The sequence below is a fragment of the Nocardioides sp. P86 genome (assembly GCF_023712465.1).
Lineage (GTDB): Bacteria > Actinomycetota > Actinomycetes > Propionibacteriales > Nocardioidaceae > Nocardioides > Nocardioides kribbensis.
In genome coordinates, this window is record NZ_JAMAYE010000002.1 from 485,146 (window position 1) to 507,372 (window position 22,227).

Below are 22,227 nucleotides of genomic sequence, written 5' to 3' on the forward strand. Positions count from 1 at the left end.
AGCCGGCCCTAAGCCGGCCCTGACTCAGCCGGCGCGGTTGACGGCGCTCACCACGGCCTGCAGCGAGGCCGTGACGATGTTGGCGTCCACGCCGACGCCCCAGTGGATGCGGTCGCGCACCGAGCACTCGACGTACGCCGCGGCCAGCGAGTCGCCACCGGCGGTCAGCGCGTGCTCGGCGTAGTCGAGGATCCGCACGTCCCAGTCCTGCGGGAGCGCGTTGATCGCGTCGCAGAAGGCCGAGAGCGGGCCGTTGCCGGTGCCGTGCAGCGACTGGGCCTGCCCGTCGACGAAGACGTTCACGTCGAGGGCGTCCTTCTCGCCGGCCGCGGAGCTGGTGTGCACCGCGTCGAGGCGCAGCGGGGCCTCCCGGTCGAGGTACTCCGCGCGGAACACGGCCCAGATCTCGTCGGGCGTGATCTCGCCGCCCTCGGCGTCGGTGCGCTCCTGGACCACGCGGCTGAACTCGATCTGCGCGCGGCGGGGCAGGTCGAGCTTGTGCTCGGCCTTGAGCACGTAGGCCACCCCGCCCTTGCCGGACTGGCTGTTGACCCGGATCACGGCCTCGTAGGTGCGACCGACGTCCTTGGGGTCGATGGGCAGGTAGGGCGCCTCCCAGCGGATCTCCCCGACCGGGCGGCCCTGCTCGGCGGCCTGGCGGTCGAGGTCCTCCAGGCCCTTCTTGATGGCGTCCTGGTGCGACCCGGAGAAGGCGGTGTAGACGAGGTCGCCGGCGTAGGGGTGGCGCGGGTGCACCGGCAGCTGGGTGCAGTACTCCACCGTGCGGCGCACCTCGTCGATGCCGCCGCCGACGGCGAAGTCGATCTGGGGGTCGATCCCCTGGCTGAAGAGGTTCATCCCCAGGGTCACCAGGCACACGTTGCCGGTGCGCTCGCCGTGGCCGAAGAGGCAGCCCTCGACGCGGTCGGCACCGGCCATCAACGCCAGCTCGGTGGCGGCCACCGCCGTGCCCCGGTCGTTGTGCGGGTGCAGCGAGATGGCGCTGACCTCGCGCCGGGTCAGGCCGCGGGAGAAGTACTCGATCTGGTCGGCGTAGGTGTTGGGCGTCGACATCTCGACGGTCGCCGGCAGGTTGAGGATGATCTCGCGGCCCGGCTCGGGCTGCCACACGTCGGAGACCGCCTCGCACACCGACAGGGCGAAGTCGGTCTCGGACTGGGTGAAGATCTCCGGGGAGTACTGGTAGCCGAACTCCTCGATGGCCCGGCCCAGGTGCTGCTCGGCGTACTTCATCACCAGCTCGGTGCCGCGCACCGCGATGCTGGTGCACTCCTGCGGCGTCACCCCGAACACGACGCGACGGAACAGCGGGGCGGTGGCGTTGTAGAGGTGCACGGTGGCGCGGTCGGCGCCCACCAGCGACTCCACGGTGCGCTCGATGAGGTCCTCCCTGGCCTGGGTCAGCACCGAGATGCGGACGTCGTCGGGGATGCGGTCGCCCTCCACCAGCTGGCGCACGAAGTCGAAGTCGGTCTGGCTCGCCGACGGGAAGCCGACCTCGATCTCCTTGTAGCCCATGCGCACGAGCAGGTCGAACATCTCCAGCTTGCGCGCCGGGGTCATCGGGTCGATCAGCGCCTGGTTGCCGTCGCGCAGGTCGGTGGAGAGCCACCGCGGGGCGTGGGTGATCTTGCGGGTGGGCCAGGTGCGGTCGGGCAGGTCGACGGGCTGGAACGCCTCGTAGCGGTGCACCGGCATGCCGCTGGGGCGCTGGGCGTTGTGGGTGTTGCTCAGGTCGATCCGGGTGCTGCTCATGGTCAGGTCCTCGCTGGGTGGGGCCGTGGGCGGCCGGCGCGCACTGGTGCACTCCGCAGCGAGGGGGTCCGGCTCTGGCTCAGACCTCGCTGCGGCAGCGAAGGAGGATCGGCTGTCGCGTCATGAGGCCACCACCATAACCCAGGGCCGGGGAGGGCCCGGCCGCGCGACGCCGTCGTCTCACGGCTCGAACCGCGACAGGGGCAGCGGGCGCCCGCCGCTCGGTTTCACGGAAATTTCACCCCTCCGGGCGAGGCGTACCCGTGTCGTTGCCGTGCGCCTCGCGGTTAGGTTCCCGTCCGTGACCGCACCACCTCCTCGTGCCCCACGGCGTCGGCCCCGCCCGCTGCGCGTCGGGGTGCTGGCGGAGTCGGAGCTGGTGGCCGCGGGGCTGGTCGGGATGCTGACGCCCTACCGCCACCGCGTCGTGGTCGACCTCCTCCCCGAGGACGCCGTGGATCGGCCCGACGCCCTGGCCGGGGTCGACCTGGTGCTGTGCGACCCGTTCACGCCCGGACCGGGGCACGAGGCCCGCCTGCTGGCCTGGCTGGCGCGGGGGGCCGGTGTGCCGGTGCTGGTGCACACCTGGCAGACCCACGCCTCGGCGGTCGAGCGCGCCCTGGACGCCGGTGCCGACGGCTGGGTCGCCAAGACCGCCCCCGCGGCCGAGCTGGTCGTGGCGGTGGAGGCCGTGCACCGCGGTGACGCCGTGCCGGCCCTGGCCGGCCCGCCCGCCTTCCCGGGCCTGTCGGGCCGCGAGTCGGAGGTGCTCGTCCTACTGTGCCGGGGGCTGTCCAACAGCGAGATCGCCGCGGCGCTCTTCGTGAGCGTCAACTCGGTGAAGACCTACGTCCGCCAGGTCTACGCCAAGACCGGGGTGAGCCGGCGCACGCAGGCCGTGGCCTGGGCGCACCGCCAGGGCTGGACCGGCTAGCGCCGGGCCTCGCCCGGGCCGGCAGCGATGGCCAGCAGGTCCCGCACCGGCCCCGCCGGCGGTCGGGAGCTGCCCTGCCAGACCGCGGTCAGCACCCGGTGGAGGTCGAGCCCGGTGGTGGCGACCTCGACGACATCGCCCGCCTCGACGTCGCGGCGCACCGCCCAGCGGCTGAGGAAGGCCGGCGGGCTGCCCGCCCGCACGGCGGCCAGCACCGCGGCGTTGGTGGTCAGCTCCACCTCCGGCGCCGAGGCCACGTGACCGGCCGCGGCCAGGGCGTCCTCCAGCACACGGCGGGTGCCCGAGCCCGGCTCGCGGGTGGTCAGCGCCCGCGCCGCGACCCCGGCGGCCGGCAGCGGGGTGCGCCTCGTCGCCCACGGGTCGTCGGGCGCCGCCACCAGCACCAGCTCGTCGGTGCCCACCGGCCTGGTGGCCAGCCCGTGCAGGTCGACGGGCCCCTCGACGAACCCGAGCCCGGCGCTGCCGTCGCGCACCGCGGCGACCACCGCCTCGGAGTTGGTCGCGTGCAGGCTGACCGCGACCGGCGCGACCGTGCCGGCCGCGCGCTGCTGGCGCAGCCGCACGAGCCAGCGCGGGAGCAGGAACTCCGCGGTGGTCATGCTCGCGTAGACGTGCAGCTCGCGGGTGCCCTCCGAGCGCAGGGTGCGCACGGCGAGGTCGAGCTCGTCGGCCCGGTCGAGCAGGTCCTGGCTCCACTCCACGAGCAGGCGACCGTGGGCGGTGAGGGTCGAGCCGCTGGTGGAGCGCTGCACCAGCGAGAGCCCGGTCTGCGTCTCGACCGCCCGCAGCCGCTCCGACGCGCTCTGCTGGGAGATCCCCGCCGCGCGTCCGGCCGCGCCGATGCTGCCCAGCCGGGCCACGTCGACGAGCAGCCGCAGCGCCGGCAGGTCGGGGAGGGAGCTCACGGGCAGCACGCTAGTGCCCGCGGCGCTGCCGCACCCCCGCAGCGCGGCGACCGGCCGCTACGGTCGGCCCATGAGCCGGCTCCTCCTCGTGCACCACGCCCCCACCTCCGTCGTCGCGGAGCTGGCCGACCGGGTCGAGGCCGGGGCCCACGACGAGGAGGTCACCGGCGTCGAGGTGGTCGTGCGCGACGCGCTGTCGGCGAGCCCCGAGGACGTGCTCGCCGCCGACGGCCTCGTGCTCGGCACCCCGGCCAACTTCGGCTACATGTCGGGAGCGCTCAAGCACTTCTTCGACTCCGTCTTCCTGCAGGTCGGCGGCTCGCTGTCCGAGGACGGCTCCGCCGCCTCCGGTGCGGGCGCCAGCACGCCCTTCGGGCTGTGGGTGCACGGGCGCTACGACACCACCGGCGCGACCCGGTCGGTGCTCACGATCACCGGGGCGCTGCCGTGGCGGCAGGCGGCCGGTGTGCTGGAGGTGGTCGGCGACGTCGACCGACGGGCCCGCGACGCGGCCTACGAGCTCGGCGCCACGCTGGCCGCCCTGGTGTCGCCCGACGCCTGAGCCACTCCCGCCCCTCGCCGGCGCCCCCACCGGTAGCATCCCGGTGTCCGCCCCACCACCCGGCGTCGTGCCGGGCCGAGACCAGCACCGGAGGAGCGCGTTGCCCCACGCACCGCTGCCCCACGCCTCTCTGGTCCCCCGACGGCGCCCGCTCCCCGGGCCCACCGCCGTGCTGGCCGCCCTCGCCCTCGCCGCGCTGCTGAGCGCCTGCAGCGGGGGCGCCCAGGCCGACCCCGAGGTCGACCCCGCCCAGGTCGACGCCGTCGAGGCCCCCGAGCTGGGCGCGTGCCGCGTGCTCACCCCCGACGACGTCGCGCAGCCCTCCGACGCCACGCGCACCGTCGACTGCTCCGAGCCGCACACCGCCCAGACCTACGCCGTGGGCCCGCTGCCCGACGAGCTCTCCGACGCCGCCTACGACGACCCGCGCCTGGGTGCCTTCGCCTACGACACCTGCTCGGCCCAGCAGATGGCCTTCCTCGGCGCCGACGAGAGCACCGTCATGCGCACCGTGGTGGCGTGGGCGTGGTTCCGCCCCTCCGAGGCCGCCTGGGAGGAGGGCGCGCGGTGGTACCGGTGCGACCTCGTCGGTGGCAGCGAGCAGAGCGAGGAGTACGTCGAGCTCCCCGAGACCGCCGAGGGCCTGCTGACCGGACGCGTCGACGACCGGTGGCTGGTCTGCGCCGACGGCGCGACCGTCGCCGGGTCGCCGCGGGTGCCGTGCAGCGAGCCCCACACCTGGCGCGCCGTCACCACCATCAAGCTCGGCGAGGCCGGCGACCCCTATCCCGGCGACCGGCTCTCCGAGGTCCGCTCCCGCGACTTCTGCTCGGAGTCGGTGGGGGCGTGGCTGGGCTACCCGCCCACCTACGAGTACGGCTACACCTACTTCCACGAGGCCGAGTGGGACGGCGGCAACCGCCGCTCGGTGTGCTGGGCGAGGACCGACCGGTGACCCGCCTGCGCGGCCTGCGCACCCGTCTGGGCGCCCTCGCCCTCGTGCTCCCCCTGCTCGCCGCGTGCAGCGGCGGCTCCGGCGACCCGCAGCCGTCGTCCTCCCCGACACCGTCGGGCTCCGGGTCGGCCTCGGCGAGCCCCACCCCGACCGCTCCCCCGACCGCCGAGCCGGTGGCGCGGCCCGCGGAGGGCGCCTGCTACCGCCTGTCGTACGCCGCGGCCCTGGCGCCGACCGTCGACGCCCGCCCGGTGGACTGCGGGGGCGACACGGCGCGCACCTTCGCCGTCGGCACCGTCGACGCGCTCGCGGGGGGCCACCTGCTGGCCATCGACTCCGACCGGGTCCAGGCCGCCGTGGCGCGCACCTGCCCCGAGCGCCTGGCCGGATTCCTCGGCGGCACGCAGGCCGACCGCCGCCTCAGCATGCTGCGCGCGGTGTGGTTCACCCCCACCGTGGAGGAGTCCGACGCCGGCGCCGACTGGTACCGCTGCGACGTCATCGCGCTGGCCGCCGACGAGCGACTCGCCCCGCTCACCGGGGTCCTCGCGGGCGTGCTGGACACCGAGGCCGGTCGCGCGCGCTACGGCGTGTGCGGCACCGCCGAGCCGGGCACCGCCGGTTTCTCCCGCGTCGTGTGCTCGCGCCCGCACTCCTGGCGGGCGATCTCGGTGGTCGACCTCGGCACCGGCGCCTACCCGGGGGTCGACACCGTGCGCACCCGGGGGGAGGCGCCGTGCGAGGACGCCGGGCGCGACGCCGCAGCCGACCCGCTCAGCTTCCGCTGGGGCTACGAGTGGCCCACCGCCGAGCAGTGGGCCGACGGGCAGACCTACGGCCTGTGCTGGGTGCCGGACTGACCGGTCCGACGGACCGGCTCCGCGGCGGTGGGCTCAGAAGCCGAGCCGGCGCAGCTGGCGGGGGTCGCGCTGCCAGTCCTTGGCGATCTTGACGCGCAGGTCGAGGTAGACCGGGGTGCCGAGCAGCGCCTCGATCTGCACGCGGGCGTCGGAGCCGACCTTGCGCAGGCGCGAGCCCTTGTGGCCGATCATGATCCCCTTCTGCGAGTCGCGCTCCACGAAGACCGACGCGTGGATGTCGAGCAGCGGGCGGTCCTCGGGGCGGTCCTCGCGCAGCCCCATCTCCTCGACCACGACGGCGATGGAGTGCGGCAGCTCGTCGCGCACCCCCTCGAGGGCGGCCTCGCGGATCAGCTCGGCCACGATCGCCTCCTCGGGGGCGTCGCTGAGCTCGCCGTCGGGGTAGAGCTGCGGGCCGGTCGGCAGAAGCGCGACGAGCAGGTCCTGGAGCAGCTCGACCTGGTCGCCGGCCTGGGCCGAGACCGGCACGATCTCGGCCCACTCGATGCCGGTCTCGGCGCCGAGCGCGGCGATGTCGAGCAGGTGCTGACCGATCTGCTCGGGGGTGGCGAGGTCGGTCTTGGTGGCGATGGCGACCTTGGTCGTGCGACGCACCTTGGCCATCTCGGCGACGATGAAGCGGTCCCCGGGCCCGATCTTCTCGTTGGCGGGGAAGCAGACGGCGACGACGTCGACCTCGGCCAGCGTGGTCTTGACCAGGTCGTTGAGCCGCTCGCCGAGCAGGGTGCGGGGGCGGTGCAGCCCCGGGGTGTCGACCAGCACGAGCTGGGAGTCGGGGCGGTGCACGATGCCGCGGACCACCGTGCGGGTGGTCTGGGGCTTGGAGGAGGTGATGACCACCTTCGAGCCGACCAGCGCGTTGGTCAGCGTGGACTTGCCGGCGTTGGGGCGACCCACGAAGGAGGCGAAGCCGCTGCGGAAGCCGGCGCTCCCGTCGGCACCGCCACCCGCGCGGTGGTCGTCGAGGCGCTCGCCGGACGTGCGGCCCGACCTGCTGCCGGGGGTCGTGGGGGTCTCACTCATGTCGCGCCTCGTCGTAGTCGGCCCAGATCTGCTCGTCGGTCTTGCCCGCTGCCTTGCCGGCCCGCCAGATGGGGCCGGGGTCGACCGCGCGTGGCTGACGGGTGGCGCCTCCGCGCCAGTAGCCCATCACGTCGTAGGCCGTGCTGGGCAGCGACCGCTCGCGCATCAGGTGCTTGCGGATCGCCCGCATCTGCGAGGACTCCCCCGCCATCCAGAAGTATCCCTCGTCGGCGGGCCAGTCCAGCTCCTCGACGACCTCGGCCAGCCGGGAGCGGCCCTCGCCGGGCTGCGGCAGCCAGGTCACGTCGAGGCCCTCGGGCAGGTAGCCGGTCGGCACCTCGGGCACCTCGACCCAGATCCGGGTCGGCACCGCGGCCCTCGCGCCGTCGGCCCGGGTGGTCGTCTGGGCGATGCGGGCCATGGCCGGCAGGGCGGTGAGGTCGCCGACCAGCATCAGCCAGGCCGCTCCCGCCGGCATGGCGAAGGAGCCCTTGGGCTCGGTGACCGTCACGGTCTCCCCCACCAGCTCCTCGGCCGGCCGTGCCGCCCACTCGGTGACCAGGCCGACGTCGTGCACGACGACGTCGAGCACGAGCTCGGTGCCGTCCCAGGAGCGCACCGTGTAGTAGCGGCTCTGGAACTGGCCCGGCACCACGAGGCCCACCCACTCGTCGGGCACGCCGGTCGAGACGAACCCGGCCAGACCGGGCCCGCCGAGGACCAGGCGCACGAGGTGGTCGCTGCGCTGCTCGCGACGCAGCACCACGGCGGCGTACTGCTGGGCGCGGGTGCTCACCGGACGAGGTTAGTCACCAGGTGGGCCGCAGCGGCAATCCGTCGGAGCCGTCCTCGCCGGTGCGCACCGCCAGCACCTGGTGCAGCTGGATCTCGTTGCGCTCGAAGCCGAGCCGCGAGCCGGCCATGTAGAGCCCCCACACCCGGGCCGTGCCCTCGCCGACCTCGGCCACGCACTCGTCCCAGTGCTCGACGAGGTTGGCGCACCAGTCGCGCAGGGTCATCGCGTAGTGGCGGCGCAGGTTCTCCTCGTGCACGACCTCCAGCCCCGCGTCCTGGGCGGTGGCGATGATCGTGCCCGACCCGGTCAGCTCGCCGTCGGGGAAGACGTAGCGGTCGATGAACGCCCCGGTCTCGGTGACCGCGTTGTCGTGGCGGGTGATGCAGTGGTTGAGCAGCCGGCCCTCGGGGCGCAGCCGCTCGCGCAGGAAGGAGAAGTACGCCGGGTAGTTGCGCACGCCGACGTGCTCGAGCAGCCCGATCGAGCTGACCGCGTCGAAGTCGGTCTCGAGCACCTCGCGGTAGTCGCTGTGGCGCACCTCGGCGAGGTCGCCCAGGCCGTCGCGGTCGATGGCCTCCTTGGCCCACGACGCCTGCTCGCGCGACAGCGTCACACCGAGCGCCTTCACGCCGTACTCCCGGGCGGCGTGGCGCACCATGCCTCCCCAGCCGCAGCCCACGTCGAGCAGGCGCTGTCCCGGCCTGAGGTCGAGCTTGCGGCACACGAGGTCGAACTTCTCGGCCTGCGCCTCCTCCAGCGAGGCGTCGGCGTCGGGGTAGACGGCGCAGGTGTAGGCCATCGAGGGGCCCAGCACGTGGCGGTAGAAGGCGTTGGAGACGTCATAGTGGTGGCTGATGACCTCGGCGTCGCGCGTCAGCGAGTGGCGCAGGCCCTCCACGGCGCGCCGCCAGCGCGGCAGGTGCTCCTGCGGCGGGGGCGGCGGCGGCTTGAGGTGGCCCAGGCCGAGCCCGCGCACGAGGGTCACGAGCTCGCCGGGGGTGGGCTTGCGGAAGCGCAGGTGGTTCTGCAGGAGCCGCATGACGGCGTAGGGGTCGCCGGGGTGCACGCCGTGCACGACCAGGTCGCCGGAGACGTAGGCGCGCGCCATGCCGAGGTCGCCGGGCGCGGTGAGCAGGTACGACAGCCCGCGCGGGGTGCGCAGCTCGAGGCCGAGCTCGGCGTCGGGCGGGCCCGCGACGGAGCCGTCGTAGGCCCGGAACCGCACCGGCATGCCGTCGCGCAGCAGGGTCTCGACCGCCTGGCCGATGGTGAGGGTGGATGTCGTGGAGCCGGTCACTGCCTGCGCACCGCCTTGTCGTAGAGGTGGGTGAGTCTGTCGTCGGGGTCGACGCGGGCCTTGACGGCGGCCAGGTGCGCCCCGTCGTAGAGCCGGTCGAAGGTCTCGCGGTCGTAGAAGGCCTCGGAGTAGAGGGACTTGTGCCCGCCGAGGCGGTGCACCTCGGCCTCGATGGCGCGGTTGGTCGGGCCGTCGTCGGCGTCGTCGCCGACGTGCACGGTGCCCCAGAAGCCGACGTTGACGTAGGTCTCGCCGGGCTCGAGGGGGTAGGTGGGCCAGCGCCCGCCGCCGCTGGTGCCGCGGGAGACCAGCGGGCACAGCCACACCGGGCGCATGCCGACCTCGTCGTCGAACCACGCCAGGAAGTCGGGCAGCCGCTCGACGGGCACCTCGACGTCCTGCACCACCCGCTCGCGCCGCGGTCGGCCCGCGCGGGCGTCGAGGCGGTCGACCAGGCCGAGGCGCTGGTCGAGGCCGACGAGGCGGTGGTAGACGTCGGAGCGACGCCAGCGCCGCGGCCACAGGCGTCGTACGACGGGGCGCTGCACCCCGAAGGCCCCCGAGCACCAGAACCAGTCGGTGTCCCAGCGCCAGAGGTAGTCCTCGGTCGTCAGCACGTCGTGCTCGCGCTGCTGCAGGGAGCGGTAGAAGACCTGCTGGCCGGTGTAGTCCGACGCCGGCCCGCCGGGTCGGTCGGTGAAGGTGGCCAGCGTGAGGTAGAGCTCGTCGGGGGAGAACGCGACGCCGTCGAGACCGTCGACCCGCACCCCGTCGTGCTCCCCCGACCCGACCACGGCCGCGATCCCCGCCGCCAGCTCCTTCGCGTCGGCGAAGCGCACGTGGCGCAGGGCCACGAAGGACGGCACCGCGACCAGCGAGATCCGCAGCCGCGTGGCGTAGCCCAGCGAGCCGTAGGAGTTGGGGAAGGTGTCGAAGAGGTCCTCGCCGGGTCGGGTCGTGACGATCTCGCCGGCGCCGGTGAGCACGTCCATCTCCAGCACCGACTCGTGGGGCAGCCCGTGGCGGAAGCTCGTCGACTCCACGCCCAGCCCGGTGACCGCGCCACCGAGGGTGATGGTGCGCAGCTGCGGCACCACCTCGGGCACGAGCCCGTGGGCCAGCGTGGCCGCCACGAGGTCCTCGTAGGTGCACATGCCCTGCACCTCGGCGGTGCGCCGCCCGGGGTCGACCTCGATCACGCCGGTCAGGCCCGACACGTCGAGGCCCGGCGACGTGGTCGCGGTGCGGGGCCGGAACAGGTTGGAGGTGCGCTTGGCCAGTCGCACGGGGGCGGCGGGCGCCAGGTCCGCGTACGACGTCAGCAGGCGGGCGACCGCCTCCTCATGCTGTCTCCAAGCACCGCTCTCAGCCACCCGCCGCACGTTACTCCCGGGTCGTGTCGCCCGGGAGTCGGGTCCGTGTCGCCTCCCGTCGTACGGTGGCGGACGACACGGGGTGCCCGCCGACGCGGGCTGAGAGCAGACCCGTCGAACCTGATCTAGCTCGCACTAGCGAAGGGATGTCGCCGTGGACCAGCCACGCCCGATCCAGCCTGACCCGATCCGGCCCGACCCGATCCGGCCCGACCCCGCCCGGTGGCGCCCCGGCGGCGTCCTGCTGGTCGCCGACACCCGTGCCTGCCGGCCGCGGGGCGTGGTGGCCACGGTGGCTGCCGCCCTCGACGGCGGGGTGCGCTGGGTGCAGCTGCGCGCCAAGACCGAGCCGGACGGCGAGGTGCTCGAGCTGCTGGGCGAGGTGGCCGAGCTGTGCCGCGACCGGGCGCGCCTGGTGGTCGACGACCGCGTCGACGTGCTGCTCGCCGCGCGGGCCCGCGGCCTCGCGGTCGACGGCGTGCACGTGGGCCGGCGCGACCTGCCCGTCGCCCTCGTACGCCGCCTCGTCGGCCCCGACGCGCTGGTCGGGCTGACCACCCCCACCCCGGCGCTGGCCGCCCGCGCAGGCGACCTGCCGCCCGGCACGGTCGACTACCTCGGGGTCGGCGCCTACCGCGCGAGCACCACCAAGGCCGACCATCCGCCGGTGACCGGCGCGGCCGGCCTCGCCGCCGTCGTGGCCGCTGCCGGGCGGCTGCCCTGCGTGGCGATCGGTGGCATCGTCGCGGGCGACCTCGCCGCGGTGCGGGGTGCGGGCGCGGCGGGGGCCGCCGTCGTCGCGGCCGTCTGCGCCGCCCCCGACCCGCGCCGCGCCGCCGCGGCCCTCGTCACCGCCTGGGGCGCCCCGGGAGCCGCCCGGTGAGCCGCCCCGTCACCACCGCGGGGCGCCGGGCACGACCGGACCTGCGCGCCAGGGACCTGCCCCGCGTGCTCAGCATCGCCGGGAGCGACCCCAGCGGCGGCGCCGGCGTGCAGGCCGACCTCAAGAGCATCGCCGCCCACGGCGGCTACGGCATGGCCGCCCTCAGCGCCCTCACGGCCCAGAACACCCAGGGGGTGCGCGCCGTGCACGTGCCGCCGTCGTCCTTCCTGCGCGCCCAGCTCGACGCCGTCTCCGACGACATCGCCGTCGACGCGGTCAAGGTCGGCATGCTGGCCCGCGCCGACGTGGTCGGCGAGGTCGCGGCGTGGCTCGGGCGGACGGCGCCGCCGCTGGTGGTGCTCGACCCCGTGATGGTCTCCACCAGCGGCCACCGCCTCCTCGACGCCGACGCCGAGGCCGCGGTGCGCGACCTGTGCGCCGGCGCCGACCTGCTGACGCCCAACCTCGCCGAGCTGGCGGTGCTGGTCGACCGGCCCGCGGCACCCGACTGGTCGGGAGCGCTCTCGCAGGCGGCCGAGCTGTCGGCGCGCACCGGCGCGGTCGTGCTGGCCAAGGGAGGACACCTGGCGCGCAGCGCCTCCGACCGCGGCGGGGAGGCCGGCTGTCCCGACGCCCTCGTGGACGCCGCCGCGGCGCCGGTGGTGCCGGGCGGCCTGCTCGAGCTGCCGGGGCGGCGGCTGGCGAGCACCGGCACCCACGGCACGGGCTGCTCGCTGTCGGCGGCGATGGCCACCCTGCTGGCCCGCACGGCCGACTGGGCCGGCTCGGCGCGCACGGCCAAGGCCTGGCTCCGCGGCGCCATCGAGCACGGACCGGAGCTCGAGGTCGGCACGGGCCACGGGCCCGTGCACCACCTGCACGCGTTGTGGGCCGCGGCCCGGTGACCCCGGCCCCCGGCGCGGCTCAGGTGGTGGTGGTGCCCAGCAGGGAGCCGCGGGCGTCGCCGCGGTGGACCACGACCCCGGCCCCGGCCAGGTCGCGCACGGCGGCGAGGTCGGTGTCGGCGACCGCGTCGGCGTCGGTGAGCACGACCACGGCCTCCAGACCCTTCGAGCCCGAGGCCACGGCCATCGCCACGCAGACCCCGACGGCCGACACGGCCAGCGAGGGCAGCGCCACCGTCGCGGCGGCGTAGGTGCGTCCGTCGGAGTCGCGGACCGCCGCGCCCTCCGCGGCCCCGGTGCGGGCCCGGGTGGCGCGCGCCAGGGTCACCAGCTTGCGGTCCTCGGCGGAGGTCTCCTCGGTGCGGGTCTCAGTCATCGTGCTCCTCGTCGTCGTGGGCGGGGTCCTGCGGGGGCACGCGGCTGATCAGCACGGTGCCGATCCGGTTGCGCCGCCCGGTGGTCTGCTCGGCGGTGAAGCGCAGGCCGTGGGCCTCCACCTCGGAGCCGGCGATCGGCACCAGACCGAGGTGCTTGGCCATGAGGCCGCCGACGGAGTCGACGTCCTCCTCCTCGACCCGGTGGCCGAAGAGCTCGTCGAGGTCGTCGACGGGATAGCGGGAGGAGACCCGGAAGACGTCGTCGCCGAGCACCTCCACCTCGACCTCCTCGGCGTCGTACTCGTCGGTGATCTCCCCGACGATCTCCTCGAGGATGTCCTCGATGGTGACGAGCCCGGCGGTGCCGCCGTACTCGTCGACGACCACCGCGACGTGCTGGCGCCGCGCCTGCATCTCGGTGAGGAGCGCGTTGGCCGGCTTCGACTCCGGCACCCAGTGCACCGGGCGCATCACCTCGTCGATGCGCTGGGTGAGCGCGACCTCGGGGGCCTCGAAGTCGCGGCGCACGATGTCCTTGAGGTAGGCCATGCCGACGATGTGGTCGACGTTCTCCTCCACCACGGGCACGCGGGAGTAGCCCGAGCGCAGGAAGAGCGAGAGCGCCTGGCGCAGGTCCTTGTGGCGCTCGAGGAAGACCACGTCGCCGCGGGGCACCATGACCTCGCGCACCGTGGTGTCGCCGAGCTCGAAGACGGAGTGGATCATCTTGCGCTCGCTGGTCTCGATCACCGAGGACGCCTCGGCCAGGTCGACGAGCTCGCGCAGCTCGGTCTCGGTGGAGAAGGGCCCCTCGCGGAAGCCCCGCCCCGGCGTGATGGCGTTGCCGACCGCGATCAGCAGTCGCGGCAGCGGGCCGAGGACACCCGTGATGACGGCCAGCGGGCCGGCCGACAGCAGCGCCACCGTCTCGGCGTGCTGGCGTCCCACCGTGCGCGGGGCCACCCCGACGGCGACGAAGGAGACCACCAGCATCACGAGGATCGCCGTGACGACGCTGCGCCACCACGCGCCGTCGTAGGCCTCGTCGATCTGGTCGGCGACCAGCACGATGGCCGAGATCTCGCACAGCAGCCGCAGCAGCAGGGCGGTGTTGAGGTAGCGCGGCGGGTCCTCGAGCAGGACGACGAGCCGGCGCGCTCCGGGGCGCCCCTCGGCGAGCAGCTCCTCGGCCCGGGCGCGGGAGAACGACGCGAGCGCGGCCTCGGCCGCGGAGAAGACGCCGGCGAGGACGACCAGGGCGGCCGCCGTCACCAGCAGCCCGAGATCGCCCGAGGTCACCGCCGGGTCACCGCGAGCGCCAGCCGGCGAGGAGCTCGTCCTGGAGACCGAACATCTCCCGGTGCTCCTCCGGCTCGGCGTGGTCGTAGCCGAGCAGGTGCAGGATGCCGTGGGTCGTCAGCAGCTCCAGCTCGGCCAGCGTGCCGTGCCCGGCCGTCTCGCCCTGCCGCTCCGCGACCACCGGGCACAGCACCAGGTCGCCGAGCACGCCCTCCTCGGGCTCCTCGTCGACCAGCCCCGGACGCAGCTCGTCCATCGGGAAGGCCAGCACGTCGGTGGGGCCCTCCTTCTCCATCCACTGCTCGTTGAGCTGAGCGATGGTGTCCTCGTCGACCGCCTTGATGCACAGCTCCGCGAGGGGGTGCACCCGCATGGCGTCCATGACGTAGCGGCTCAGCGCGGCCAGGTGCGCCACGTCGAGACCCCGGCCGGACTCGTCGAGGACCTCGATGCTCATCCCGCTCACCGCCCGGGGTGGCCCGCGCGGGACCGCTCGGAGCGCGCGCTCTCGGCGCGGGCGTCGAACTCGTCGTAGGCCGCGACGATCTTGCCGACCAGCTTGTGGCGCACGACGTCGCTGCTGGTGAGGCGGTTGAAGGAGATGTCGTCGACGCCGTCGAGGATGCCCTCGATGATCCGCAGCCCCGACTTCGTGCCACCCGGCAGGTCGGTCTGGGTGATGTCGCCGGTGACCACGATCTTCGAGCCGAAGCCCAGCCGGGTCAGGAACATCTTCATCTGCTCCGGCGTCGTGTTCTGCGCCTCGTCGAGGATGATGAAGGAGGAGTTGAGGGTGCGACCGCGCATGTAGGCCAGCGGTGCCACCTCGATGGTGCCGGCCGCGAGCAGCTTGGGGATCGACTCGGGGTCCATCATGTCGTGCAGCGCGTCGTAGAGCGGGCGCAGGTAGGGGTCGATCTTCTCGCTCAGCGTGCCCGGCAGGTAGCCCAGGTGCTCGCCGGCCTCGACGGCCGGACGGGTCAGGATGATCCGGGTGACCTCCTTCGACTGCAGCGCCTGCACGGCCTTGGCCATGGCGAGGTAGGTCTTGCCCGTGCCGGCCGGGCCGATGCCGAAGGTGATGGTGTGCTTGTCGATGGAGTCGACGTAGCGCTTCTGGTTCAGCGTCTTGGGCCGGATCGAGCGGCCGCGGTTGCTGAGGATGTTCATGCTCAGCACGTCGGCGGGACGCTCGGTGGTCTCGGCGCGCAGCATGCCGAGCACGCGCTCGACGGTCTCGCCGGTGACGCCCTGGCCGGTGCGGATGATCGTCACCAGCTCGTCGAGCAGGCGCTCGGCCAGCGCGACCTCGCCGGGCTCGCCGAGGAAGGTGATCCGGTTGCCCCGCACGTGGATCTCGGCGTCGAAGGCCCGCTCGATGAGGGCGAGGTGCTCGTCGCCGGCCCCCAGGAGGCTGACCATGTTGATGCTGTTGGGGACGACCACGGTGTGCCGGGTCTGGTGGGCGACGGACGGGCTCTGCGGGGCGTCGAGGTCGCGGGGGGTGCTCTCGGTCATGGATGCCCCGGTCGGGGCGCCTCTCGTGGTCGGCGGTGCGGCCGTTCCATCGTACGGCGCGCCGCCCGACCAGCCCAGCGGGTTCCTCGCTGGGAGCCGCGGGCGCGGCGTACGGTGGGCGCATGGCCGGTCCGGACGCGCACGTCGAGCAGTGGCCCGACGAGGACCCCGACGACCACGACGACGACACCGAGCCGTACTGGTTCCCCGGGCAGCACCTCCCCGGCCACGCCCGGGGCATGGGGCTGACCCACCACACGCAGGAGGGGGCGCTGCTCGACTTCGCGGGCTCGCTCGACCCCAGCAAGCCGCTGCACAAGATCACCGCCTGGGTGATGCTCGTGGTCTTCGGCCTGCCGGTCTTCTTCTACGTGCTGCGCCTCGTGCTCGCCGTCCTGCCCGGCTGACCGGGCGCGCCGGCCCGGGTCCGCCCCGCCGACCGGCTCAGCCGGGCGGCCAGGTCATCGAGCGACCCGCGAGCAGGTGCAGGTGGGTGTGGAAGACCGTCTGACCCGCGTCGGCGCCGGTGTTGAAGACCAGGCGGTAGTCGTCGTGGCCCTCGGCCGTGGCCACCGCGGCCGCGGTCGTCACCAGCTCGGCCGAGGCCTGCGGGTCGCCCGCGGCCAGCTCGGCGGCGTTGGCGTGGTGCTCGCGCGGCACGACGAGCACGTGGGTCGGCGCCTGGGGGTTGAGGTCGCGGAAGGCCACCGTGCGCTCAGTGACGTGCACCACCTCGGCCGGCACCTCCCCCGCCACGATCTTGCAGAACAGGCAGTCGGCCACGGGGCCCTCCATCGGTGGGGTACGTCGGGCCCCGGCGGGACCGCTCGGTCGTGCCGCCGGCGCAACCCCGGGGGCGCCCCGAGCGTCTCACCTGCGCCGACCCCGCACCAGCACCGACCCGACACGCGAGCCCCCCGCCTCCAGCGCTGGACCGGCTCCCACCCCGAGGATGGACCCATGACCGCTTCCCCCTGGACCCGTCTCGCCACCGTCGGTGGCACCCTCGCCCTCGGCGCCTGCGTGCTCGCGGGCTGCGGCGCCGACGACGACACCGCCGGCGACCCGACGGCCTCCGACAGCGCCACCGCCTCCACGACCCCCTCGGAGTCGCCCAGCGGCAGCGAGGAGCCCACCACCTCCCCCAGCGCCAGCGCCCCGACCGCCAGCGCCACCGAGGAGCCGAGCCAGGACCCCGGCTCGGAGACGGTGCCGACCTACTTCGTGGCCGACGCCCCGCAGGGCCCGCGGCTGTTCCGCGAGTTCCACCAGGTCGCCGGCGACCCGCTCCAGGCCGCCGCCGACCTCGTCACCACCGGCGAGGCCACCGACCCCGACTACCGCTCGCTCGTGCCCGCCGGCACCTTCTCCTCCGTCTCGTACGACGGCGACGCCTTCGTGGTCTCCCTGCCCGACGCCTCGTGGGCCGAGCGCGGCGGCCTGTCGGCGCGCGAGGCCCGCCTCGCGGTGCAGCAGGTGGTCTACACGCTGCAGGGGGTGCAGCAGGAGCGGGCGCCGCTGCGCGCGGAGCTCGACGGCGAGCCCTCGACGCTCTTCGGGGTCGACACCTCCGCGGGCGTGAAGCAGGCGCCGCAGCTCTCGGTGCTGGGCCTGGTCAACGTCACGGCGCCCGAGCAGGGCGCGACCCTGTCGGGCCCGGTCACGGCCTCGGGCCTGGCCAGCTCCTTCGAGGCGACCGTGCCGTGGGAGGTGCGCGACGCCTCCGGCGAGGTCGTCCTCGACGGGTTCGCCACCGCCGACGGCTTCATGGGCCGGCTCTTCCCGTGGACGACCGAGGTCGACCTGTCCTCGCTGGAGCCCGGCGACTACACCTTCGTCGCGTCGACCGACGACGCCGGCGGCGAGGGCCCCGGCCCCACCGAGGACTCCAAGGACTTCACCGTCGGCTGACCAATCCACCGGCAGCACGACTCCGAAGCACCAGGGCAGACGCTCCGGCCTCGTGGCGTGGGGGCCTTTTCCGGGTCCGGACCGTCTGCGGCGCTCGACCCCGGCCTCACACATCGAGGCCGGGGTCGAGCCGTCTCCGGAGCCCGCGCCGGGACAGAACCGGGGGAAGTCCGCCCAGGGCGGCGGAGACGACGGCGACGGTACCCCGCCGACAGCGCGAGTACCCAACTTGACGTCGGCCCCGCGAGGTGGTGGGGCTCAGTCCCAGCGAGGCGTGGCCGCCAGCAGTGCCGCGACCGCGGCGAGCCCCGCGGTCGACGTGCGCAGCACCTCGGCGCCCAGGCGCACCGAGCGGGCGCCGGCCGCGACGAGGGCCGCGACCTCCTCCTCGGTCAGGCCGCCCTCGGGGCCGACGACCACGACGAGGCGACCGGAGACCGGCACGCTCAGCGCCGAGAGCGCCTCGGTGGCCTCCTCGTGCAGCACCACGGCCAGGTCGGCCGCCGCGACCAGGGCGCAGACGTCCTCGGTGCGCGCGAGCGGGGCGACCTGCGGGTGCCAGGGACGGCGCGCCTGCTTGGCGGCCTCCCGGGCCGTGGCCCGCCAGCGCGCCAGCGACCGCTCGGCCCGCTCGCCCTTCCACACCGCGACCGACCGCGCCGCGGCCCAGGGCACCACCTCCGCGACGCCGACCTCGGTCAGCACCTCCACGGCCAGCTCGCCCCGGTCGCCCTTGGGCAGGGCCTGCACCACCGTGACCGACGGCGCGGGCTCGGGGTGGTCGGCCACCTCCTCCACGACGGCCTCCAGCGACCGCTTGGCCGTGGCCGTCACGGCGGCCACGACACTGCGTCCGCGGCCGTCGGTCAGCACCAGACGCTCACCGACACGCATCCGGCGTGCGGCGACGGCGTGGTGGGCCTCGTCGCCCTCGAGCGCGACGGGCGCCCCCACCCGGGCGTGGGCGAGGGTCTCGACGAGGTGCACCGGCAGCGTCACGACCGGCTCAGTGCGGGTTGAAGGCGTCGCGCAGGCGGCCGAAGACCGACTTGGTGCCGGGGCGCACCGACCCCGTGGGGGCCTCCTCGCCCCGCAGCGCGGCGAGCTCGCGCAGCAGCTCCTCCTGCCGCGCGTCGAGGCGACCGGGGGTCTCGACCGCGATGGTGACGACGAGGTCGCCCCGGCCGCCCCGCAGTCCGGGCACGCCGCGGCCGCGCAGCACCTGCTCGGTGCCCGACTGGGTGCCGGGGCGGACCTCGATCTCGAAGCTGGTCTCCAGCTCGGTGGGCTCGTCAGGGTCGGCCACGACGTCGGCCTCCAGGGTCGGCAGCGTGATCGTGGTGCCGAGCGCGGCCGCCGTCATCGGCACCGTGACGGTGCACTGGAGGTCGTTGCCGTGGCGGCGGAACGTCGGGTGCTCGGCCACGTGGATCTCGACGTAGAGGTCACCGGCGGGGCCGCCGCCCGGCCCGACCTCGCCCTGCTCGGTCAGCTGCACGCGGGTGCCGGTGTCGACGCCCGCGGGGATCTTGACCGTCAGCGAGCGACGCGAGCGCACCCGGCCGTCGCCGGAGCACTCCCGGCACGGGTCGGGGATGATCGTGCCGAAGCCGCGGCAGGCCGCGCAGGGGCGCAGCGTGCGGATCTCGCCGAGGAACGACCGCTGCACCTGGGCGACCTCGCCCTGGCCCCGGCAGGTCTCGCACGGCACCGGCTGGCTGCCCGGTGCGGCGCCGTCGCCGTGGCAGGTCGAGCACAGCACCGCGGTGTCGACCTTGATCTCGCGGGTGACGCCGAAGGCGGCGTCGGCGAGGTCGACCTCGAGGCGGATCAGCGCGTCCTGCCCCCGACGAACGCGCGGGCGCGGACCACGGCCCTGGCCACCGCCCTGACCGCCGCCTCCGAAGAACGCGTCCATGATGTCGGTGAAGGAAAACCCGGCACCCTGCCCGAAGCCGGCCTGCCCGCCCCCACCGAAGGGGTCTGCGCCGCGGTCGTAGGAGGAGCGCTTCTGCGGGTCGGAGAGCACCTCGTAGGCCATCGAGACCTGCTTGAACTTCTCCTGCGACTCGGGGTCGGGGTTGACGTCGGGGTGCAGCTGGCGCGCCAGTCGGCGGTAGGCCTTCTTGATCGCGTCGCCGTCCGCGTCGCGGGCGACCCCGAGGAGGTCGTACAGGTCCTGGCTCACTGATGGTCCTTCGTCGTCGTCCGGGTGGTGCGTGCTGGTCGTACGTCGTGCTCTGGCGTGCTGGTCTGGCGTGCTGGTCTGGTGGGGCGCGGGCGCTCGGGGGCGCCCGGGTGCGGAACGGGCCCGCGGGCCGGGCCGGTGAGGGCGTGCTCAGGCCTCGTCGAGGATGCGGGAGACGTAGCGGGCGACCGCGCGCACCGCGGCCATCGTGCCCGGGTAGTCCATGCGGGTGGGACCCACGATGCCGAGCGTGGCCAGCGACTCCTCGCGGGGGCCGTAGCCGGTGGAGACGACGCTGGTCGAGGACAGCTCCTCGTAGGGGCCCTCGGCGCCGATGCGCACCGTGACGAGGCCGCCGGTGCCCGACTCCCCCAGCAGCTTGAGCAGCACGACGTGCTCCTCGAGGGCCTCGAGCAGCGGTCGCACGGCCGAGTCGAAGCTGTCGCCGTACCTCGCGAGGTTCGCTGCGCCGCCGACGGCGACGCGGGCGTCGTTGCGGTGGTCGCTCATCGAGTCCACGAGCACCTCGACCACCTGCACGGTGGCTGCGCTCGGGCCCCGGCCGTCGGGCTCGCCGGCCTCGCCCAGGGCGCGCAGGGCCACGAGGGCCTCGGCGATGGTGGCGCCGGTGACGGTGCGCAGCACCAGCGAGCGCAGCTCGGCCAGCTCCTCGTCGGCGAGCTCCCCCTCGAGCTCGACCACGCGCTGCTCGACGCGCCCGGTGCTGAGGATCAGCACGACGAGCAGCCGGTGGGCGCCCAGGGAGACCAGCTCGACGTGGCGCACGGTGGAGCGCGACAGCGTGGGGTACTGCACCACGGCCACCTGACGGGTCAGCTGGGAGAGCAGCCGCACGCTGCGCTGCACGACGTCGTCGAGGTCGACGGCGCCGTCGAGGAAGGTGGAGATCGCCCGCCGCTCGGCGGTGCTCATGGGCTTGACCGTGGTGAGCCGGTCGACGAAGAGCCGGTAGCCCTTGTCGGTCGGCACGCGGCCGGCGCTGGTGTGGGGCTGCGTGATGTAGCCCTCGTCCTCCAGCACGGCCATGTCGTTGCGCACGGTGGCTGAGGAGACGCCCAGCCCGTGCCGCTCGACGAGCGCCTTGGAGCCGACGGGCTCGTCGGTGGCGACGTAGTCCTCCACGATGGCTCGCAGCACGGCGAGCCTGCGGTCCTCCTGCATCCCGCCTCCTCCCGCCGGCCCGGTCCGGGGCCCCTGGCACCCGGCCGCGCTCGATTGGCACTCGATTCCGTGGAGTGCCAACTCTACAAGGTCGGGCCCCTCACGGCAGCCCGGGCGTGGCCCGCGTCGGGCCGCCGGGCGTCCGTGCTCCGGCGCGTGTGGCGGACCCGACTCGGAGAGCCCCTCCCCCGGAGGACGCGGGTAGGTTAGGCTCACCTAACTACGACCACCCGTCACGGCGTCCGCCCCAGGACCGCCCGCCGATCGGAGGCAGCATGACCGCCGAGAGCTCGACCCGTCCCCTCCACGACCCCTTCCTGGTCGCGGCCGAGGCGCGCGCGGTGCTGTCGTGCGCCACCGACGCCGGTCTTGTCGTCGAGGGCGCCCCCGACGTGCTGCGCGACGACACCCTGGGCATGGCCGAGCGCGACGGCGTGCCGACCTTCACCTGCTCCCCCGACGGCGACCTCGCCCTGGCCGCCGCCCGTGGCGCCGGGGCCGTGCTCACCGTCGACAGCGCCCTCGCCGGCCCCGCCGGCGCGCGCCCGCCCTCGGTGACGGTCTCGGGCCGCCTCGCCCTGGCCGGCCTCGAGGCCTGCCCCTGCTGCGAGGACGAGCGACAGGTCGTGCGCCTGGTGCCCGAGCAGGTCGCCCTCCAGCTCACCGGCCCCGACGGCGCCGGCACCTCGCTGGCCGTGCCGGTCGAGGAGTACGCCGCGCCCGCCCACGCGCTCAACCGCGGCTACCTGCAGCGCTGCGTGGAGCACGCGGGCCGCTGCCACCCCGAGGAGCTGCGCGCCTCGGTCGCCCTCGCCGCCGGGGTGCCCGTCGAGCGCCTCATCGCCGCCGAGCTGGCCGACCTCACCGCCGGCGGGGTCGACGTGCGCTGGATCGACGACGCCGGCGCCCACGTCACCCGCCTGGTCTTCCCCCGCGCCGCGCGCTCGCCCGTGGAGCTGGCCGCGATGCTGCGGCGCGAGCTCGGCGCCGGCATCTGCTGACCCCGCCGACCCTCGCGCGGTCGGGATCGCCCGGTCGGAGCGGACAGCCGGGGTCCTGAGCCGCCGAACCAGCGCCATTGCGTGGCGGCCACGCCTCGGGGCCCACCGGTCTGCGCGGTCCGCGACCACCCCGACGGCCCCACCCTGCTGAACCAGCGCAATTGCGCAGCGCTCACGCCTCCACGCCCACCGGTTTGCGCGATCCGACACCACCCCGACGGCCCCAGGCTGCTCAACCAGCGCAATTGCGCAGCGCGCACCCCTCGACGCCCACCGGTCTGAGTCATCCGCGACCACCCCGACGGCCCCAGCCTGCTCAACCAGCGCAATTGCGCAGCGCGCACCCCTCGACGCCCACCGGTCTGCGTGATCCGCGACCACCCCGACGGCCCCAGCCTGCTCAACCAGCGCGATTGCGCGGCGCGCTCCGCTCCCCGCGC

Annotated in this window: 23 protein-coding genes and 1 riboswitch; of the genes, 9 read left to right on the plus strand and 14 right to left on the minus strand. The window is 74.7% G+C overall.

The annotated features are described in order from the left end of the window. Positions 1–24: 24 nt before the first annotated feature. On the minus strand, positions 25–1,776 hold the full coding sequence (gene leuA, locus M3673_RS09845) for a 2-isopropylmalate synthase (RefSeq protein ID WP_193661027.1): 1,752 nt from the start codon (positions 1,774–1,776) through the stop codon (positions 25–27). Positions 1,777–2,077: 301 nt separating this feature from the next. Here leuA and M3673_RS09850 point away from each other — a divergent pair, with 301 nt between their 5' ends. Beyond that, complete coding sequence (locus M3673_RS09850) at positions 2,078–2,710, plus strand: response regulator transcription factor (RefSeq protein WP_251533319.1); 633 nt, start codon at positions 2,078–2,080, stop codon at positions 2,708–2,710. On the opposite strand, the gene M3673_RS09855 is transcribed toward M3673_RS09850, so the two are convergent. Beyond that, positions 2,707–3,636, minus strand: coding sequence for a LysR family transcriptional regulator (locus M3673_RS09855; protein ID WP_193661029.1), 930 nt, complete (start codon positions 3,634–3,636; stop codon positions 2,707–2,709). The genes M3673_RS09850 and M3673_RS09855 overlap by 4 nt on opposite strands. 70 nt (positions 3,637–3,706) lie before the next feature. Between M3673_RS09855 and M3673_RS09860 the strand changes: the two genes are divergently transcribed. The 3 genes from M3673_RS09860 to M3673_RS09870 all read left to right on the plus strand — a co-directional run bounded on the left by M3673_RS09860 (position 3,707) and on the right by M3673_RS09870 (position 6,013). Next, positions 3,707–4,198 carry a flavodoxin family protein gene (locus tag M3673_RS09860; RefSeq protein WP_193661030.1) on the plus strand — a complete coding sequence of 164 codons (492 nt, stop codon included), beginning with the start codon at positions 3,707–3,709 and terminating at the stop codon, positions 4,196–4,198. A 100-nt stretch (positions 4,199–4,298) separates the two neighbouring features. After that, complete coding sequence (locus M3673_RS09865; protein WP_251533321.1) at positions 4,299–5,153, plus strand: septum formation family protein; 855 nt, start codon at positions 4,299–4,301, stop codon at positions 5,151–5,153. After that, the gene (locus M3673_RS09870) at positions 5,150–6,013 is read left to right on the plus strand and encodes a septum formation family protein (RefSeq protein WP_251533323.1); all 864 of its coding nucleotides are present in this window, start codon (positions 5,150–5,152) and stop codon (positions 6,011–6,013) included. The genes M3673_RS09865 and M3673_RS09870 overlap by 4 nt, the downstream gene beginning before the upstream one ends. Before the next feature lie 33 nt (positions 6,014–6,046). On the opposite strand, the gene era is transcribed toward M3673_RS09870, so the two are convergent. The 4 genes from era to M3673_RS09890 are packed head-to-tail and all read right to left on the minus strand — an operon-like array spanning position 6,047 to position 10,523. Continuing rightward, a complete protein-coding gene (era, locus tag M3673_RS09875) occupies positions 6,047–7,057 on the minus strand; it encodes a GTPase Era (RefSeq protein WP_082500245.1) in 1,011 nt (336 codons plus the stop codon). Continuing rightward, positions 7,050–7,853, minus strand: a complete 804-nt coding sequence (locus M3673_RS09880) for a siderophore-interacting protein (RefSeq protein ID WP_056903897.1) — start codon at positions 7,851–7,853, stop codon at positions 7,050–7,052. Before M3673_RS09880 ends, era begins: the two co-directional genes overlap by 8 nt. Positions 7,854–7,866: 13 nt before the next feature. Continuing rightward, the gene (locus M3673_RS09885; RefSeq protein ID WP_251533325.1) at positions 7,867–9,150 is read right to left on the minus strand and encodes a class I SAM-dependent methyltransferase; all 1,284 of its coding nucleotides are present in this window, start codon (positions 9,148–9,150) and stop codon (positions 7,867–7,869) included. Further along, positions 9,147–10,523, minus strand: a complete 1,377-nt coding sequence (locus tag M3673_RS09890) for an FAD-binding oxidoreductase (protein WP_251533327.1) — start codon at positions 10,521–10,523, stop codon at positions 9,147–9,149. Before M3673_RS09890 ends, M3673_RS09885 begins: the two co-directional genes overlap by 4 nt. A 68-nt stretch (positions 10,524–10,591) precedes the next feature. Further along, positions 10,592–10,687: riboswitch (TPP riboswitch) on the plus strand. Between M3673_RS09890 and thiE the strand changes: the two genes are divergently transcribed. Together thiE and thiD are read left to right on the plus strand one after the other, a co-directional pair. Continuing rightward, a complete protein-coding gene (thiE, locus tag M3673_RS09895) occupies positions 10,678–11,406 on the plus strand; it encodes a thiamine phosphate synthase (RefSeq protein ID WP_251533329.1) in 729 nt (242 codons plus the stop codon). It overlaps the preceding riboswitch by 10 nt. Then, a complete protein-coding gene (gene thiD / locus M3673_RS09900; RefSeq protein WP_251533336.1) occupies positions 11,403–12,311 on the plus strand; it encodes a bifunctional hydroxymethylpyrimidine kinase/phosphomethylpyrimidine kinase in 909 nt (302 codons plus the stop codon). Before thiE ends, thiD begins: the two co-directional genes overlap by 4 nt. 19 nt (positions 12,312–12,330) lie before the next feature. On the opposite strand, the gene M3673_RS09905 is transcribed toward thiD, so the two are convergent. Genes M3673_RS09905 through M3673_RS09920 form a run of 4 tightly spaced genes read right to left on the minus strand, consistent with a single transcriptional unit; the run spans position 12,331 to position 15,409 of the window. Continuing rightward, entirely contained in the window at positions 12,331–12,687 is a 357-nt protein-coding gene (locus tag M3673_RS09905) for a hypothetical protein (protein WP_056864213.1), read from the minus strand. Beyond that, positions 12,680–13,987 (minus strand): hemolysin family protein, encoded by a 1,308-nt coding sequence (locus M3673_RS09910; RefSeq protein WP_056864212.1) that lies wholly within the window; start codon positions 13,985–13,987, stop codon positions 12,680–12,682. The genes M3673_RS09905 and M3673_RS09910 overlap by 8 nt, the downstream gene beginning before the upstream one ends. Before the next feature lie 7 nt (positions 13,988–13,994). Then, on the minus strand, positions 13,995–14,444 hold the full coding sequence (gene ybeY / locus M3673_RS09915; RefSeq protein WP_056864211.1) for an rRNA maturation RNase YbeY: 450 nt from the start codon (positions 14,442–14,444) through the stop codon (positions 13,995–13,997). Positions 14,445–14,449: 5 nt separating this feature from the next. Continuing rightward, on the minus strand, positions 14,450–15,409 hold the full coding sequence (locus M3673_RS09920) for a PhoH family protein (RefSeq protein WP_251534333.1): 960 nt from the start codon (positions 15,407–15,409) through the stop codon (positions 14,450–14,452). A gap of 218 nt (positions 15,410–15,627) precedes the next feature. On the opposite strand from M3673_RS09920, the gene M3673_RS09925 reads away from it, so the two are divergent. After that, positions 15,628–15,912 (plus strand): hypothetical protein, encoded by a 285-nt coding sequence (locus M3673_RS09925; protein WP_193661038.1) that lies wholly within the window; start codon positions 15,628–15,630, stop codon positions 15,910–15,912. Positions 15,913–15,949: 37 nt separating this feature from the next. Here M3673_RS09925 and M3673_RS09930 read toward each other — a convergent pair whose 3' ends face one another. Beyond that, entirely contained in the window at positions 15,950–16,288 is a 339-nt protein-coding gene (locus M3673_RS09930) for a histidine triad nucleotide-binding protein (protein WP_251533339.1), read from the minus strand. Between the two features lie 177 nt (positions 16,289–16,465). Between M3673_RS09930 and M3673_RS09935 the strand changes: the two genes are divergently transcribed. Further along, positions 16,466–17,416: a Gmad2 immunoglobulin-like domain-containing protein gene (locus M3673_RS09935; protein ID WP_285839315.1), complete on the plus strand. Its 951-nt coding sequence runs from the start codon at positions 16,466–16,468 to the stop codon at positions 17,414–17,416. A 258-nt stretch (positions 17,417–17,674) separates the two neighbouring features. Here the strand turns inward: M3673_RS09935 and M3673_RS09940 are convergent, their stop codons facing one another. The 3 genes from M3673_RS09940 to hrcA form a co-directional block, all read right to left on the minus strand. Then, positions 17,675–18,415, minus strand: coding sequence for a 16S rRNA (uracil(1498)-N(3))-methyltransferase (locus M3673_RS09940; RefSeq protein WP_251533341.1), 741 nt, complete (start codon positions 18,413–18,415; stop codon positions 17,675–17,677). A 7-nt stretch (positions 18,416–18,422) separates the two neighbouring features. After that, positions 18,423–19,604, minus strand: coding sequence for a molecular chaperone DnaJ (dnaJ, locus tag M3673_RS09945; RefSeq protein WP_193661040.1), 1,182 nt, complete (start codon positions 19,602–19,604; stop codon positions 18,423–18,425). A 150-nt stretch (positions 19,605–19,754) separates the two neighbouring features. Further along, positions 19,755–20,786 (minus strand): heat-inducible transcriptional repressor HrcA, encoded by a 1,032-nt coding sequence (gene hrcA / locus M3673_RS09950; RefSeq protein ID WP_056903889.1) that lies wholly within the window; start codon positions 20,784–20,786, stop codon positions 19,755–19,757. A 275-nt stretch (positions 20,787–21,061) separates the two neighbouring features. Here hrcA and M3673_RS09955 point away from each other — a divergent pair, with 275 nt between their 5' ends. Continuing rightward, on the plus strand, positions 21,062–21,787 hold the full coding sequence (locus M3673_RS09955) for a hypothetical protein (RefSeq protein ID WP_193661041.1): 726 nt from the start codon (positions 21,062–21,064) through the stop codon (positions 21,785–21,787). Positions 21,788–22,227 lie beyond the last annotated feature (440 nt).

Bases quoted from the DNA above. Each gene is read 5' to 3' on its own strand.
- leuA (WP_193661027.1), bottom strand. From the start codon at position 1,776: ATGAGCAGCACCCGGATCGACCTGAGCAACACCCACAACGCCCAGCGC.
- M3673_RS09860 (WP_193661030.1), top strand. From the start codon at position 3,707: ATGAGCCGGCTCCTCCTCGTGCACCACGCCCCCACCTCCGTCGTCGCG.
- era (WP_082500245.1), bottom strand. From the start codon at position 7,057: ATGAGTGAGACCCCCACGACCCCCGGCAGCAGGTCGGGCCGCACGTCC.
- M3673_RS09905 (WP_056864213.1), bottom strand. From the start codon at position 12,687: ATGACTGAGACCCGCACCGAGGAGACCTCCGCCGAGGACCGCAAGCTG.
- ybeY (WP_056864211.1), bottom strand. From the start codon at position 14,444: ATGAGCATCGAGGTCCTCGACGAGTCCGGCCGGGGTCTCGACGTGGCG.
- M3673_RS09920 (WP_251534333.1), bottom strand. From the start codon at position 15,409: ATGGTCAGCCTCCTGGGGGCCGGCGACGAGCACCTCGCCCTCATCGAG.
- M3673_RS09925 (WP_193661038.1), top strand. From the start codon at position 15,628: ATGGCCGGTCCGGACGCGCACGTCGAGCAGTGGCCCGACGAGGACCCC.
- M3673_RS09935 (WP_285839315.1), top strand. From the start codon at position 16,466: ATGACCGCTTCCCCCTGGACCCGTCTCGCCACCGTCGGTGGCACCCTC.
- hrcA (WP_056903889.1), bottom strand. From the start codon at position 20,786: ATGCAGGAGGACCGCAGGCTCGCCGTGCTGCGAGCCATCGTGGAGGAC.
- M3673_RS09955 (WP_193661041.1), top strand. From the start codon at position 21,062: ATGACCGCCGAGAGCTCGACCCGTCCCCTCCACGACCCCTTCCTGGTC.